Annotated in this window: 13 protein-coding genes and 1 tRNA gene; 7 read left to right on the top strand and 7 right to left on the bottom strand. The window is 62.2% G+C overall.

Annotation, left to right across the window (positions count from 1 at the left end; translation table 11 throughout):
- Positions 1-3 precede the first annotated feature (3 nt).
- The gene (locus V2B23_RS23450) at positions 4-681 is read left to right on the top strand and encodes a YceI family protein (protein WP_430952505.1); all 678 of its coding nucleotides are present in this window, start codon (positions 4-6) and stop codon (positions 679-681) included.
- On the opposite strand, the gene V2B23_RS23445 is transcribed toward V2B23_RS23450, so the two are convergent.
- From V2B23_RS23445 to V2B23_RS23425, 5 genes are all read right to left on the bottom strand, one after another.
- Entirely contained in the window at positions 654-2,216 is a 1,563-nt protein-coding gene (locus V2B23_RS23445; RefSeq protein ID WP_430952504.1) for a bifunctional 3-(3-hydroxy-phenyl)propionate/3-hydroxycinnamic acid hydroxylase, read from the bottom strand. The two genes, V2B23_RS23450 and V2B23_RS23445, sit on opposite strands and share 28 nt — an antisense overlap.
- 167 nt (positions 2,217-2,383) lie before the next feature.
- Positions 2,384-2,455: transfer RNA gene (locus tag V2B23_RS23440), tRNA-Val, on the bottom strand.
- A gap of 32 nt (positions 2,456-2,487) precedes the next feature.
- Positions 2,488-2,952, bottom strand: a complete 465-nt coding sequence (locus V2B23_RS23435; RefSeq protein WP_033233192.1) for a peroxiredoxin — start codon at positions 2,950-2,952, stop codon at positions 2,488-2,490.
- 106 nt (positions 2,953-3,058) lie between these two features.
- A complete protein-coding gene (locus V2B23_RS23430) occupies positions 3,059-3,484 on the bottom strand; it encodes a DUF3052 domain-containing protein (protein WP_033233108.1) in 426 nt (141 codons plus the stop codon).
- Between the two features lie 177 nt (positions 3,485-3,661).
- On the bottom strand, positions 3,662-4,192 hold the full coding sequence (locus tag V2B23_RS23425; RefSeq protein WP_430952503.1) for a hypothetical protein: 531 nt from the start codon (positions 4,190-4,192) through the stop codon (positions 3,662-3,664).
- Positions 4,193-4,463: 271 nt separating this feature from the next.
- On the opposite strand from V2B23_RS23425, the gene aceE reads away from it, so the two are divergent.
- From aceE to V2B23_RS23395, 6 genes are all read left to right on the top strand, one after another.
- Positions 4,464-7,319: a pyruvate dehydrogenase (acetyl-transferring), homodimeric type gene (gene aceE, locus V2B23_RS23420; protein WP_430952502.1), complete on the top strand. Its 2,856-nt coding sequence runs from the start codon at positions 4,464-4,466 to the stop codon at positions 7,317-7,319.
- 82 nt (positions 7,320-7,401) lie between these two features.
- Positions 7,402-8,730: a PucR family transcriptional regulator gene (locus tag V2B23_RS23415; RefSeq protein WP_430952501.1), complete on the top strand. Its 1,329-nt coding sequence runs from the start codon at positions 7,402-7,404 to the stop codon at positions 8,728-8,730.
- A 142-nt stretch (positions 8,731-8,872) separates the two neighbouring features.
- The gene (locus V2B23_RS23410) at positions 8,873-9,781 is read left to right on the top strand and encodes an ACP S-malonyltransferase (protein WP_430952500.1); all 909 of its coding nucleotides are present in this window, start codon (positions 8,873-8,875) and stop codon (positions 9,779-9,781) included.
- A gap of 83 nt (positions 9,782-9,864) precedes the next feature.
- Positions 9,865-10,140, top strand: coding sequence for a meromycolate extension acyl carrier protein AcpM (gene acpM, locus V2B23_RS23405; RefSeq protein WP_033233096.1), 276 nt, complete (start codon positions 9,865-9,867; stop codon positions 10,138-10,140).
- 7 nt (positions 10,141-10,147) lie between these two features.
- Positions 10,148-11,398, top strand: coding sequence for a KasA/KasB family beta-ketoacyl-ACP synthase (locus tag V2B23_RS23400; RefSeq protein WP_430952499.1), 1,251 nt, complete (start codon positions 10,148-10,150; stop codon positions 11,396-11,398).
- Positions 11,399-11,506: 108 nt separating this feature from the next.
- Positions 11,507-12,940 carry an acyl-CoA carboxylase subunit beta gene (locus tag V2B23_RS23395; RefSeq protein ID WP_430952498.1) on the top strand — a complete coding sequence of 478 codons (1,434 nt, stop codon included), beginning with the start codon at positions 11,507-11,509 and terminating at the stop codon, positions 12,938-12,940.
- Positions 12,941-13,011: 71 nt separating this feature from the next.
- On the opposite strand, the gene V2B23_RS23390 is transcribed toward V2B23_RS23395, so the two are convergent.
- Complete coding sequence (locus tag V2B23_RS23390) at positions 13,012-13,518, bottom strand: DUF3145 domain-containing protein (RefSeq protein WP_430952497.1); 507 nt, start codon at positions 13,516-13,518, stop codon at positions 13,012-13,014.
- A gap of 123 nt (positions 13,519-13,641) precedes the next feature.
- Positions 13,642-14,469 carry a serine hydrolase domain-containing protein gene (locus tag V2B23_RS23385; protein ID WP_430952496.1) on the bottom strand — a complete coding sequence of 276 codons (828 nt, stop codon included), beginning with the start codon at positions 14,467-14,469 and terminating at the stop codon, positions 13,642-13,644.
- Between the last annotated feature and the right edge of the window lie 11 nt (positions 14,470-14,480).

Below are 14,480 nucleotides of genomic sequence, written 5' to 3'. Positions count from 1 at the left end.
CTCATGAACAAACGATGGTGGTGGGTGATCGGCTCCGCGGTGGCCGTAGTGGTGGCAGTCGTACTGGCCGGCCCCTGGGTATACGCAAAATTCATTCACGGTGATCAGCCGGACGCGCTCGGACTCAGCGACGACGCAGCACCCGCCGACGCGTCGGCGGAGATCGACGGCACCTGGACTGTCGGACCCGGATCGAAAGCCGGCTACGAAGTGTGGGAAACGCTCCAGGGGCAACGGGTCTTCGTCCGCGGACAGACCGAGAAAGTCAGCGGCAGCGCAACCGTCGAATCCGAAAAGCTGACCGAGGGAACCGTCGAGGTCGCCGTTGCCACCATCGCAACCGACGACGGCCGACGCGACTTCCAGTTCAGCAACTCCGTGATGAACGCGAGCAAATTCCCCAAGGCGACGTTCACCATCACCGAACCCGTTGATCTGAGCACAGTCCCCGCCGACGGCACCATCACCACCATCCCGATCACCGGCGAGCTCACTCTCAAGGGCGAAACTCGACCGGTGACAACCGATTTCGATATCCGCAGGTCAGCTGCAGGAATCGAAGCCGCCGGCGCCATCGATGTCACGTGGACCGATTACAAGATCGACAAGCCCACCATGTTCGCCACCATCATCGTCGAGGATGCCGGCCAGATTCAGTTCTCGATCATCCTGTCCAAGTAGTTCGCCGCGGCTCGGGAGCCGATCAGCGCACGCGCCCATGTGGATTCGTGTGCAGATCGGTTCCCGATTTCCGCATAGTCTGCCACCACTCCATCCGGGCGCACGAGAACTGCGCGGGCGCGGTGTCGATCCATCCACGACGACACCGCGCGGCCGGACTCGTCACTACCGACCAACACTTCGATCGCTCCGAGCGTCGACGCGAGAGCCCTCAGACGAGAGTCCTTCTCGCCGCGATACACCAGAGCAAAACCGGCGCCCAGGCGATCGTCGTCGCCGGGAAATGGTTGCGGAAAAATCAATCCGACAGGGTTTCTCGCCAACACGGGACGCCTGGCCAGCAGACCTGCGCGCAGCCTCGGAGAAATCGACTTCATTGCCGGGCCACTGAACCCCGGCACTCGGCACACCGCCGTCAGGATTGTTTGACGCGCCTGCGAGACGAAACCCTTACCGCCGGCCATCACCCAACCGATCGCCACAGCAGCTCGAACAATCTGCGTCACATGCGGTTTCCGTTCCTCCTGATAGCTGTCGAGGATCGACCGCTCAGCAGTACCCTCCACCACCGCCGCCAGCTTCCACGCCAGATTGGCCGCGTCACGCAACCCTGCACCCATGCCTTGCCCGATGAAGGGCGGCGTCAAATGTGCGGCGTCGCCGAGTAGGAAGACGCCGTCGCGCCCCCACACGTCGGCCACAGCGGCACGGAACGTGTATCCGGCATGACGCAGCACTTGCGCTGCCTCCCAGGGCACCTCGCGGAACCAGGGCGCCAGCAATGCGCGTAAAGAATCCTCCGACGCGAGTTCGTCGACATTCTCCCCGGGATTGATCCGGAACTCCCACCGGTAGCGGTCGGGGCCGATCTGCATGAACGTCGACGGGCGCGACGGGTCGCACACTTGGTAGACGCCATCCCATACGTCGAGGGAGACGCCGCACCGGACATCGACCACCAACCAGGGCTCGTCGAAATGGAGATCACGCATTGTCGTGGCAAGGAAATCGCGGGTCCGGCTGTTCGCGCCGTCGCATCCGAGCACAAAGTCAGCAGTGACTGTGCGACTCTCTCCGGAATCCTGTTCCACCAGTTCAACTTCGACAACGGAATCCACGCTTCGAGTCACAGTCGCCACTGCCCCGGTGACTACGGTGGCCGCAGGAAAGCCCGCAAGATTGCGCCTGAGCAGGCTTTCGAAGTCAGGCTGGTCGAACATATTCGCCTGGGGCCAGCCGTGTTCTCCGACGCCCTCACGGCGTAACTCCAGCAAGGTTTCCAAACGCCCGTCCACCAACCGCATTCCCCTGGCGGTTTTGCTGATTGCCGCGAATTCTTCAGCTACACCTAGTTTTTGGAGTATCCGGTGAACCTCGTCGTCGAGGTGCACCGCGCGGGGAAGCGGGTAGATGCCGCGGTGCCGTTCCACGACCATGGTCTCGACATCACGTTGGGCGAGCAACGTCGCGGCGGCAATGCCTGTCGGCCCGGCTCCGATGATCAGTACAGCTACATGTTGGGCGTGCGTTGGCACCGATGCTCCAGAGTTTCGACGTGCAAGAGTTCGATCATCTGTGGGCGGGCACGCCACGTCAAGGGGTTCGTCAGCCAGATCAACCCGGAGACCCGGATACATCGGAGACTAGAGATAAACAAAACCCTGACCTCGCCGAAGCGCAGATCAGGGTTTTTGTTATTCGGTGGGCGCGGAGGGTTTCGAACCCCCGACCGCTGGTGTGTAAAACCAGAGCTCTACCACTGAGCTACACGCCCGAACTCCCGGCGAGAACCTCACCGGGAGTGCTCTAAGACTCTAGCGCGGCAATCGCATTTGCCCAAAGCGCGTGGTCACGGGCCTCTCCGGGGCCATTCATCTCGGCAAAACGGATGATTCCATCCTTGTCGATGACAAAGGTTCCACGGTTTGCGAAGCCCAGCTTGTCGTTGAACACGCCGTACTTCTGCGCAACCTCACCGTGCGGCCAGAAATCGGAAAGCAACGGGAAGGTGTAACCCTGCTCGGCGGACCAGATCTTGTGCGTCGGCGAAGCGCCGACGGAGATGGCCAGGATTGCCGTGTCGTCGTTTTCGAACGTCGGAAGCTCGTCGCGGACCTTGCAGAGTTCACCCTGGCATGTTCCGGTGAAAGCCAACGGGTAGAAGACGAGCAGAACGTTCTTCTTACCGCGGAAGTCTGCGAGCGACACTTCCTGGTTGTTCTGATCCTTCAACGTGAATTCGGGTGCCTGAGCACCAACTTCGAGAGGCATGAATTTCATCCTTCACTGACGATAGGAAAAGTTTCGGAAAATACAACAGTGCATCGGACGTCGCGCTTGCGTCATCCGATGCACTGTTGCTTATTTACCTGCTTGATCAGCGCTTGCCCGCCGGGCGAGCCTTCGGCTGAACAAGTCGGCTTGCCGACCAGTCACCGAGGTTCGCAGCAGACGTCTGAGTCAGTCCTGCTGTAGGGGCAGATTCAGCGATCTCGCTGGGCTCGACGTGTCCGTCGCGCCCTGTCTTAGGAGTGAGAACCCAGACAAAACCTTCGTCTGCGAGAGGACCGATGGCATCCATCAGGGCGTCGACAAGGTCTCCGTCTTCGTCGCGCCACCACAGCAGCACGACGTCAATGACTTCGTCCGAATCCTCGTCGAGCATTTCCCCGCCGATGGTTTCCTCAACCGCGGCACGAATGCCGTCGTCGGTATCCTCATCCCAGCCCAGTTCCTGCACCACCATATCGGCAGTAATCCCGAGTTTCTGAGCGTAGTTCTGGGCATCCGCCGCGGCGACCACGGTGGGGTCCTCCTTTTGTTGATGGTGCACGGAGTCCCCGTGCACCGACCTTTTAACGTTCGATTAGGGAAAGCGAACAGGGTCGAAGGCGTTAGCGCAAGCCGACCACGCCGAAAACTTTTCCCGATTTGTGTCCGCAGACACGCCCGGAACCCTACGCCTCCGGAAATCTGCAGGTCACAGCGCTCCGCATTCGGTGCGGATCGAATCCCGAATTGAATTGGTCGTATCGGTGATCGAATTGATTTCGTCCGGCGAATGATCGCGCGTGACGACGTCGGCAATCGATCGCAGGTTGTCGGCCAGGTCGCCGAACAGTCCGGACAGCGAGGCGGGGACGTCCGCGGTCGCGGTGTCGAGCCACCCTGCGAATTCGTCTGCCGAAGACGCAGCTGCCTGCGCTTTGCTCATCACGTCGGACGCGTCGTTGTTGTTGGCGTCGATGTAGGCGTTGAAGACGGCCACGTCGTCCTTCGATCGGCGGATCAGCTGTTCACAAGTTTGGAATGCGATCTCGACCGCGTCGGCCGCAGCTTTCGACGAAGACGCCGCAATCGACGCTGTCACCTCGGCCTGATAGGCAGCAGCCTGCACCCTGTTCGGAGTCGGTGATCCCTCGACGGCACCCGAACACCCCACGATCACCACAGAACCCACCGTCAACGCGCCGATCCCGATAACCAATCCACGACGTCGATACCGGTCCACGCTTTTTTCCGATCCCCTGACCGGTCCCGCCCTCATCACCGACGAATCCCCCCTCACATCGCGTTGCCATCGGCAACTATTGCAGCCGAACGTCGAACTCGAGAACGCTACCCGACGGTAACCGGGGCCACAGTGTGCCAGGCCGACCGGGATGGTGAAAGATGAGGTACGCGCCATATTCATCATGGAAGTGGATCGGGCCTAACAAGGTTCCGGTCACCTACGTAAGGACGCCCAACCACGCGTCCCTAACCCCTCTGAGGAGCACACGTTGTCTGACCTGATCCAGGGTCCCCCGTCCGAGCCGAACGCCGAATCCGGGGGCACCGGAGTGCCAGGTTCACCATCCCCAAGCGCACCCCCTGGAGCGGACGGCCGTGTCCGCGTCATTCGCGAAGGCGTCGCGTCGTATCTGCCGGACATCGACCCGGACGAAACCACTGAATGGCTCGAGTCGTTCGACGGACTTCTGGATCGATCAGGCCCGACCCGCGCCCGCTACCTGATGCTGCGCATGCTCGAACGCGCCGGCGAGAAGCACGTCGCACTGCCGGCTCTGACGTCCACCGATTACGTCAACACGATCCCGACCGAGAACGAACCGTGGTTCCCGGGCGACGAAGAGGTCGAGCGTCGCTACCGCGCCTGGATCCGCTGGAACGCGGCCATCATGGTGCACCGCGCACAGCGCCCCGGCGTCGGCGTCGGTGGCCACATCTCGACGTACGCGTCCTCCGCCGCGTTGTACGAGGTGGGCTTCAACCACTTCTTCCGCGGCAAGGATCATCCGGGCGGCGGCGACCACATCTTCATCCAGGGCCACGCCTCCCCCGGTATCTACGCGCGAGCATTCCTCGAAGGCCGCATCCCGGCCGAGCAGATGGACGGCTTCCGTCAGGAGCAGAGCCACGCAGACAAGGGCGGCGGACTCCCCTCGTACCCGCACCCTCGCCTGCTCCCCGACTTCTGGGAGTTCCCGACGGTATCGATGGGCCTCGGCCCGATGAATGCCATCTACCAGGCGCGGTACAACCACTACCTCAATGACCGCGGCATCAAGGACACCACCGATCAGCATGTGTGGGCATTCCTCGGCGACGGCGAGATGGACGAGCCGGAGTCACGCGGTCTCGCGCACGTCGCGGCCACCGAAGGCCTCGACAATCTGACGTTTGTCGTCAACTGCAACCTGCAGCGCCTCGACGGCCCGGTTCGCGGCAACGGCAAGATCATCCAGGAACTGGAGTCGTTCTTCCGCGGCGCAGGCTGGAACGTCATCAAGGTCGTGTGGGGCCGCGAGTGGGATTCGCTGCTGCACGCCGACAAGGACGGCGCGCTCGTCAATCTGATGAACGTGACCCCGGACGGCGATTTCCAGACGTACAAGGCCAACGACGGCGCGTTCGTGCGTGATCACTTCTTCGGTCGCGATCCGCGCACCAAGGAATTGGTCAAGGACCTCACCGATCCCGAAATCTGGAACCTCAAGCGAGGCGGCCACGACTACCGCAAGGTTCACGCCGCTTACGCCGCCGCGATGGCTCACAAGGGCCAGCCGACGGTCATCCTCGCGCACACCATCAAGGGCTACACGCTCGGCAAGCACTTCGAGGGCCGCAACGCGACGCACCAGATGAAGAAGCTGACGCTGGACGACCTGAAGGCCTTCCGCGACATGCAGCACATCCCGATCTCGGACGCCGAGCTCGAGAAGGATCCGTACCTGCCTCCGTACTACCACCCAGGCAACGACGCTCCCGAGATCCAGTACATGCTCGATCGCCGCAAGGCTCTCGGTGGTTTCCTGCCGTCCCGCAACACGGACGCAGCACCGCTCAAGCTTCCCGAGGACAAGACGTACGACGTCATCCGCAAGGGTTCCGGTAAGCAGGAAGTGGCCACCACCATGGCCATCGTCCGCATCCTCAAGGAACTGCTGCGCGACAAGGAGATCGGCAAGCGCATCGTGCCGATCATCCCGGACGAGGCCCGCACCTTCGGTATGGACTCGTGGTTCCCGTCGCTGAAGATCTACAACCGCAACGGACAGCTCTACACGTCCGTCGACGCCGAACTCATGCTCGCCTACAAGGAGAGTCCGGTCGGCCAGATCCTGCACGAGGGCATCAACGAAGCCGGCTCGACGGCGTCGTTCACCGCGGTCGGAACGTCGTACGCGACGCATGGCGAACCGATGATTCCGCTGTACATCTTCTACTCGATGTTCGGTTTCCAGCGCACCGGCGACGGCCTGTGGGCAGCAGCCGATCAGATGGCCCGCGGATTTGTTCTCGGCGCAACTGCCGGTCGCACCACACTGACCGGTGAGGGCTTGCAGCACGCCGACGGACATTCGCTGCTCCTGGCATCCACCAACCCGGCCGCGGTCACCTACGACGCGGCGTTCTCGTACGAGTTGGCGCACATCGTCAAGGACGGCCTGCGTCGTATGTACGGCGGCACGGAAGGTGTTGCCGGCTTCGGCGGCGAGAACATCTTCTACTACCTCACCATCTACAACGAGCCGTACGTGCAGCCTGCCGAGCCTGCCGATCTCGATGTCGAGGGACTGCTCAAGGGCATCTACCTCTACAAGGCATCCGATGCGCAGGGCCCCAAGGCTCAGATCCTCGTTTCCGGTGTTGCCATGCCGGAAGGCCTGCGGGCTCAGCAGATGCTCGCAGAGGACTGGGGCGTCTCGGCTGACATCTGGTCCGTCACGTCGTGGGGCGAACTGCGCCGCGAGGGTGTCGAGTGCGAGCGTCAGGCACTGCTCAACCCGGGCGTCGACGCTCCGGTTCCCTTCGTCACCAACGCGTTGGCGTCGGCGCAGGGTCCCGTTGTGGCGGCATCGGACTGGATGCGCGCTGTCCCCGATCAGATCCGCCAGTGGGTTCCGGGCGACTACATCACGCTGGGCACCGACGGTTTCGGATTCTCCGATACCCGCACCGCCGCTCGTCGATACTTCAACGTCGACGCCGAGTCAATCGCCGTGGCCGTGCTCAACGGTCTGGCCAAGGAAGGTTCGATCGACCGAAGCAAGGCCGTCGAGGCAGCTGGTCGGTACCGCATCGACGACGTGAATGCTGCTCCCGAGCAGACCGGGGACACCGGTAGCGCATAGTTTTCATTGCTACTGGAACCACTTCCGCCCATTGCTGCGGGTGTCATCACGACATCCGCAGCGATGGGCGTAGGTTTTTGTCATGCCTGATCCTGATTCTGAAGTGCCTGCAACCGGGGCACCTCCGGTAGGAGTGCGACGCATCCGGTCGTCGACTTCCGGGTTGCAGGCGTCGCTGTCGCGGCGGCGTCAGGTTCGTGATCCACTGCCCGAGGCTTTGCTGCGGCGGGTCAAACAGTTCTCCGGACGGTTGGCGACGGAAGCCGTGACGGTTATGGAAGAACAACTCCCGTTCTTCGACACCCTGGACGCGTCCCACCGCGCAGACGTTCAGCTGTTGGTGCAGACGTCAGTGGTGAACTTCCTCGAATGGCTCAGGCAGTTGGATTCGGAGATCAGCTTCGGATACGAGTCATTTCCGGTCATTCCTCAAGAGTTGGCGCGGCGGCTGACGCTGCGGCAGACGGTTGACATGGTGCGAGTTGCCATGGAGTTCTTCGAGAAGTGGTTGCCGGCGTTGGCTCGCAACGATCAGCAGCTCATCGCGTTGACCGAGGCCGTTCTCCGGTACGGACGTGAACTCGGATTTGCTGCCGCATCGGTGTACGCCAGCGCCGCTGAATCGCGTGGCGCATTGGACAGCCGACTCGAAGCGCTGGTGGTCGACGCAGTGGTGCGCGGAGATACCGGCTCCGACATGCTCTCGCGTGCAGCCACATTGAATTGGGATGCAACGGCGCCGGCAACTGTCATCGTCGGATCACCGCCGCCGGATGAACGCGTCTCGGTCGCGGGAACCGTCCATGCCACCGCTGAGGCGCACGGCCGAGCAGTACTCGCAGTCGTTCAGGGCAGCCGCCTGGTGATGGTTGTCAGCGGCGACGTGACCAGCAAGTCCGCGCAGAGTGAGTTCATGCAGGATCTTCTGCGGAGCTTCGCAGGTGGCCCGGTGGTGATCGGCCCGACGACCCCGAGTCTGAGTGCCGCGCATTTCAGTGCGTCCGAGGCTTTTGCCGGAATCAGAGCGGTCGAGGGCTGGCGGGGAGCGCCGCGCCCGGTGTTTGCAACGGAACTGTTGCCGGAACGCGCACTACTCGGCGATCAGGCTGCCGTCGATGCTCTCCAGGATCATCTCGTCACTCCGTTGGCGGAAAGCGGCTCGGTCTTGACCGACACTTTGGACACTTATCTCGACTGTGGAGGTGCGGTTGAGACTTGTGCACGTCAGCTGTTTGTTCATCCAAATACGGTGCGGTATCGCCTGAAACGAATAACCGAAGTGACCGGTCGGGATCCCACCAATCCGCGCGATGCTTACGTACTGCGCATAGCCGCTACGGTGGGCCGATTAAGCGAAATCGATAACAAATCAGACACAACGTTCACTCCCGTCACACCGTTCACAGTGTGACAAATTGCCTTGTAACCCTTTCGCGTCCAATTCCGATGAGCAAACGCGACGTGGGAATTTGTAGGAAACCTACAAAACACGTCACCAGAGTTCATGGGCACCGACATCTCGAACTTCACTGCTGCCAGTGTTCTCTTAATAAGTGATTTCCTTGCTTGCCCCCGGACAGGGCTCTCAGACACCCGGCATGCTCAGCCCCTGGCTGGCATTGCCCGGAGCGCAGGACCGCCTGGAAATGTGGTCGAAAGCCGCTGGTCTCGACCTCGTCCGTCTCGGAACTACCGCGACAGCGGAAGAAATCACGGACACGTCCGTGACACAGCCCCTGGTCGTGGCAGCAGCGCTTCTTGCATACGAGGAAATCGAATCTCAGGGCCTCCTCGGCGCTGACGTCATTGCCGCCGGTCATTCGGTGGGCGAACTTGCCGCAGCAGCAATCGCCGGCGTCATCACCGCTGACGAGGCGATCGCACTCGCGGCACTTCGCGGCGCAGAGATGGCCAAGGCATGCGCACTCGAGCCCACCGGCATGTCAGCGGTTCTCGGCGGCGACGAAGCCGAGGTGCTGGCGCGCATCGAGGAACTCGGACTCGAAGCCGCCAACCGCAATGCTGCCGGCCAGATTGTTGCAGCCGGTTTACTCAGCGCCCTCGAAGAGCTCGCAGCCAGCGCACCCGAGAAGGCTCGCGTGCGGGCACTTCCCGTCGCCGGCGCCTTCCACACCCGATTCATGGCTCCGGCTCAGGACGCCGTTGCAGCCGCTGCCGCGAAGATCACCCCCTCCGATCCCACGCGCACGCTGCTGTCCAACTCGGACGGCGCACCGGTCTCCTCCGGTGCCGACGCCCTCACCAAACTTGCCGCGCAGGTAACTCGCCCCGTTCGTTGGGACCTCTGCTCCGCTTCGTTGCGGACCGCAGAAGTCACCGCGATCGTGGAACTCCCGCCGGCCGGAACCCTCGTCGGTATTGCCAAGCGCGAAATGCGTGGCACACCGACGGTGGCCCTCAAGAACCCGGAGGATATCTCCGCTCTGTCCGGACTGACCTAGTCCGGGCGCTCCACCCTGAGTTCAGCTATCCAGAAGCTGGACTTGGTTTACCACCTCAATCGATCAAGAAGGGAGCCACACCAGTGGCCCACACTCAGGAAGAAATCATCGCGGAACTCGGCCAGATCGTCGAGGAGGTCACCGGAATCGAGCCTTCCGAGGTCACCGCTGACAAGTCGTTCGTCGACGACCTCGATATCGACTCCCTGTCCATGGTCGAGATCGCCGTTCAGACGGAAGACAAGTACGGCGTCAAGGTTCCGGATGAGGACCTTGCCGGCCTGCGCACGGTCGGCGACATCGTCGCGTACATCCAGAAGCTCGAAGCCGAAGGCGCCGAAGCCAAGAACGCAGAGTGAGCCGACCGTGACTTCCGCTTCTACCCGCAGGGGGAAATTTCCCGACATCGTTGTCACGAGCCTCGCGACGACGACGTCGGTGGCTGGTGATGTGGATGGCACGTGGAAGGCTTTGCTCGCCGGCGAAAGCGGCATCGGAGTCCTCGACGACCCGTTCATCGACGAATTCGACCTTCCGATTCGCATCGGCGGGCACCTCAAAGTTTCACCGGACGAGGGTCTGTCGAGAGTTGAAATCCGACGGATGAGCTGGGTCGAGAGACTCGCACTGACTCTCGGCCGGACTGTGTGGAGCAATGCCGGTAGCCCCGAGGTCGATCAGGACCGCCTTGCGGTTGTCATCGGCACCGGACTGGGCGGCGGCGACACGCTGATCGACGCAGTCGACAAGCTTCGCGGAGGTGGATACCGCAAGGTGTCCCCGTTCTCCGTGCAGATGGTCATGCCGAACGGGCCGGCGGCAACAGTGGGACTCGAGCTCGGCGCCCGTGGTGGCGTCATCACTCCCGTCTCCGCATGTTCGTCCGGCTCCGAAGCAATCGCCCACGCACACCGCATGCTCGTCATGGGTGACGTGGACATGGTGGTGGCCGGCGGTGTGGAGAGCTTCATCGACGCCGTTCCGATCGCAAGTTTTGCCATGATGCGTGCGATGAGCACCAACAACGACAATCCGACTGCGGCTTCGCGTCCGTTCGACAAGGACCGCGACGGATTTGTGTTCGGTGAAGCCGGCGCGCTCATGATCCTCGAAACCGAGGAACATGCAAAGGCCCGTGGCGCGACGATTCACGCCCGTTTGTTGGGCGCGGGAATCACGTCAGACGGTTACCACATCGTGGCACCGCATCCCGAGGGTCTGGGTGCGGCGCGAGCCATGACGCGGGCAATCGAGATGGCTGGTCTCTCGAAGGCCGACATCAAGCACATCAATGCTCACGCCACCGCGACGCCGATCGGCGACATCGCGGAGGCAACGGCAATCAACTCCGCCGTGGGCAACCACGCGGCGGTGTACGGACCGAAATCCGCACTGGGACACTCGATCGGCGCTGTCGGCGCCCTCGAGTCCGTTCTGACGGTTCTGGCTGTGCGCGACGGCATCATTCCGCCGACGCTCAATCTCGACAACCAGGATCCAGAGATCGATCTCGACGTCGTCAAGGGCGAAGCCCGAACCGGCACTTTCGATTTCGCACTGAACAACTCGTTCGGTTTCGGTGGGCACAATGTTGCGCTCGCTTTCGGCCGGGCATAGCCAGTCGTTGACCTTGTCCGCGGGTGATGTTGGAACGGAAATGACAACATCACCCGCGGGCACACCGATCGGCATTTCTGCCGAAGGCACGTATTGAAGGAGGACGCGATGACCATCCTGGCCCCCGTGACTAAGTCCGAATCGTCGACAGATCCGCGCGATCCTCTTGCGCGCCTGGAGAATCTGTTCGATCCGGGAACCACGGTTCCGCTTCACCCGCGCGACAAGTCAGGTGTACTCGCCGCATCCGGAAAGATCGACGGCGTCCGCACCATCGCCTACTGTTCCGATGCCACCGTCATGGGCGGCGCCATGGGTCTCGACGGGTGCAAGCATCTGGTCGACGCCATCAACACCGCCATCGACGAGCAGACTCCCATCGTGGGGCTCTGGCATTCCGGTGGTGCTCGCCTCGCTGAGGGCGTCGAAGCTCTGCACGCTGTCGGACTTGTCTTCGAGGCAATGGTCCGCGCATCAGGCCTTATTCCACAAATTTCGGTGGTCCTCGGATTTGCCGCAGGCGGCGCCGCGTACGGACCGGCCCTGACCGATGTCGTCATCATGGCGCCCGAAGGTCGCGTGTTTGTCACCGGACCCGACGTCGTACGCAGTGTGACCGGCGAACAGGTCGACATGGTCTCGCTCGGCGGACCGGACACACACAGCAAGAAGTCAGGCGTTGCGCACATCGCCGCGCACGACGAGTCCGATGCTCTGCACCGGGCCCGTCGACTCGTCTCCATGCTCTGCGACCAAGGCACGTTCGATCAGCGTGCCGCCGAACTCGGTGATTCCGATTTGCGGGCCATGATGCCGGCGTCGGCGAAGCGCGCGTACGACGTGCGTCCGATCGTTCACGAACTGCTCGACAACGTCGAGGGTGAATCGAGTTTCGAAGAGCTGCAAGGTAACTACGCGCGCAGCATCGTCACAGGATTCGGCCGGATGGCCGGTCGCACGGTTGGTGTCATTGCCAACAATCCGCTGCGACTCGGCGGCTGCCTCAATTCCGAGAGCGCCGAGAAGGCTGCACGTTTCGTTCGCCTGTGCAATGCCTTCGGCGTGCCGCTCGTTGTGGTCGTCGACGTCCCCGGATACCTCCCCGGCGTGTCGATGGAATGGGAAGGCGTTGTCCGCCGCGGGGCAAAGCTGTTGCATGCCTTTGCCGAGGCTACAGTCCCCCGCGTCACCGTTGTCACCCGAAAGATCTACGGCGGCGCCTACATTGCGATGAATTCGCGGGCGCTCGGTGCCACGGCTGTATTCGCGTGGCCGAATTCCGAGGTCGCAGTCATGGGCGCAAAGGCCGCGGTGGGAATCCTGCACAAGCGCGCCCTCGCCGCTGCGCCCGACGACGAGCGTGAAGCCCTCCACGACCGGTTGGCCGCTGAACACGAAGCCATCGCCGGCGGCGTCGATCGGGCCGTCGAGATGGGTGTGGTGGATCGGGAAATCGATCCCGCGAAGACTCGCAGTATCGTCACGGCCGCTCTTGCCGCCGCTCCGAATGTGCGTGGCCGGCACAAGAATATTCCGCTGTAAATAGCGCCTCGAACGTAAGGTGAGCCCCGCCGATAACTGCGAGGCTCACCTTTTCATTCATGCTTTGCGGATCAGCTGACGCGGCGGTGCAACCACATCACTTCAGCGCCCTCGCCGGAGCATCGATACGGTTCCAGCTCTTCGTCCCAGGGTGCACCCATTGCCCGGTCGATTTCTCCGACGATGTCGCCGCCCGCGTCGATGATGGATCGCAGCCGCAGTTCGCCGACAACAACGTCCCCGTTGGCACTGGTGGAACCGCGCCAGAGTCCGAGACCTGGCACGTGGCTGTAGCGCTCACCGTCGACGCCGGCACTGGGGTTCTCGGTGACCTCGAATCGCAGCTTCGGCCACGCGCGTAGTGAATCCACCAGCCGGGCACCGGTTCCGACGGGCCCCGACCAATCCGTTGTTGCACGCAGCAGTCCATTGTCTGCCAACTGCGATGTCCACCGCAGTTTGGCAGGACAGCCCAACGCGGCGGACAAAGCCCAATCCACGTGCGGGCATAACGCTGCGGGTGACGAGTGGATGTAGACCACACCAGTCGTCAGTTCCGCGAGGTGATTCGGTTGCACTCGAGCCTCCTGCTTCGACGAGGGACGTCTTCCCCAACGACCTCTGTCGAATATGTGGAGCAGGCTCGATTGAATAGTGTGCCTGTGTTACTCGTGTTGCGCCAGTGGAACAAGAGAAAATTGTTACCGAATGTCCGTTACTACATGATCAGACAATTCAGTCCATACCGGCTTTGCCCAATCACCGAAGGCGCGATCGGTGAGAACAACGCAGGCAGCGTCGATTTCGGGATCCACCCACAGGAAGGTTCCGGACTGACCGAAATGACCGAACGTTGAAGAAGAATTCTCGAGTCCGGTCCAATGTGGATTCTTGTCTCCACGTATTTCGAAGCCCAATCCCCAATCATTAGGCCGCTTGGAGCCGTATCCCGGCAAAATGCCGTTGAGCCCGGGGAATTGCACCGAAGTCGCGGTTTTGTACGTCTGCGGCGAAATCAGCGTCGGGGCGAGTAGTTCTGCAGCGAAGCCGGCCAGGTCGGCCGCCGATGCCTGGGCTCCGTGGCCGGCCGGTCCGACCAGCGCCGCAGTCGTCATCTGCAGTGGTTCGAAGACCGCCTCAGCCAGGTAGTCGGCAAACGGAATCGAGGTTTCGCGTTCGATCAATTCTGCGAGCACCTCGAACCCCGCACTCGAATAGATCCGCTTCGACGCAACGGGGGCTTGGACGGTCCGCTCCCCGAAAGCCAGCCCCGACGCGTGAGCCAGCAGATGCCGCACCGTGGAACCTTCGGGACCCGCCGGCTGATCGAGTTCGACGGCGCCCTCCTCCACGGCAACCAGAATTGCGTAGGCGCACAGGAGTTTTGTTACCGAAGCCAACGGGAACACGCGGCTCTGGTCGCCGTACGACGCAAAAATGCGGCCGCCCCCGCGGGAATGTTCTCCCGTGAGGACGACCGCTGCCGCGTTGTCGACGGGCCACTGATCGATTACGTCAAGACTGTGCACTCGATCAGAGT

Source organism: Rhodococcus sp. 24CO, assembly GCF_050586165.1.
Classification (GTDB): domain Bacteria; phylum Actinomycetota; class Actinomycetes; order Mycobacteriales; family Mycobacteriaceae; genus Rhodococcus_F.
The sequence above is the reverse complement of the archived record's forward strand: the minus strand, read 5'-3'. Positions and strand labels throughout refer to the sequence as shown.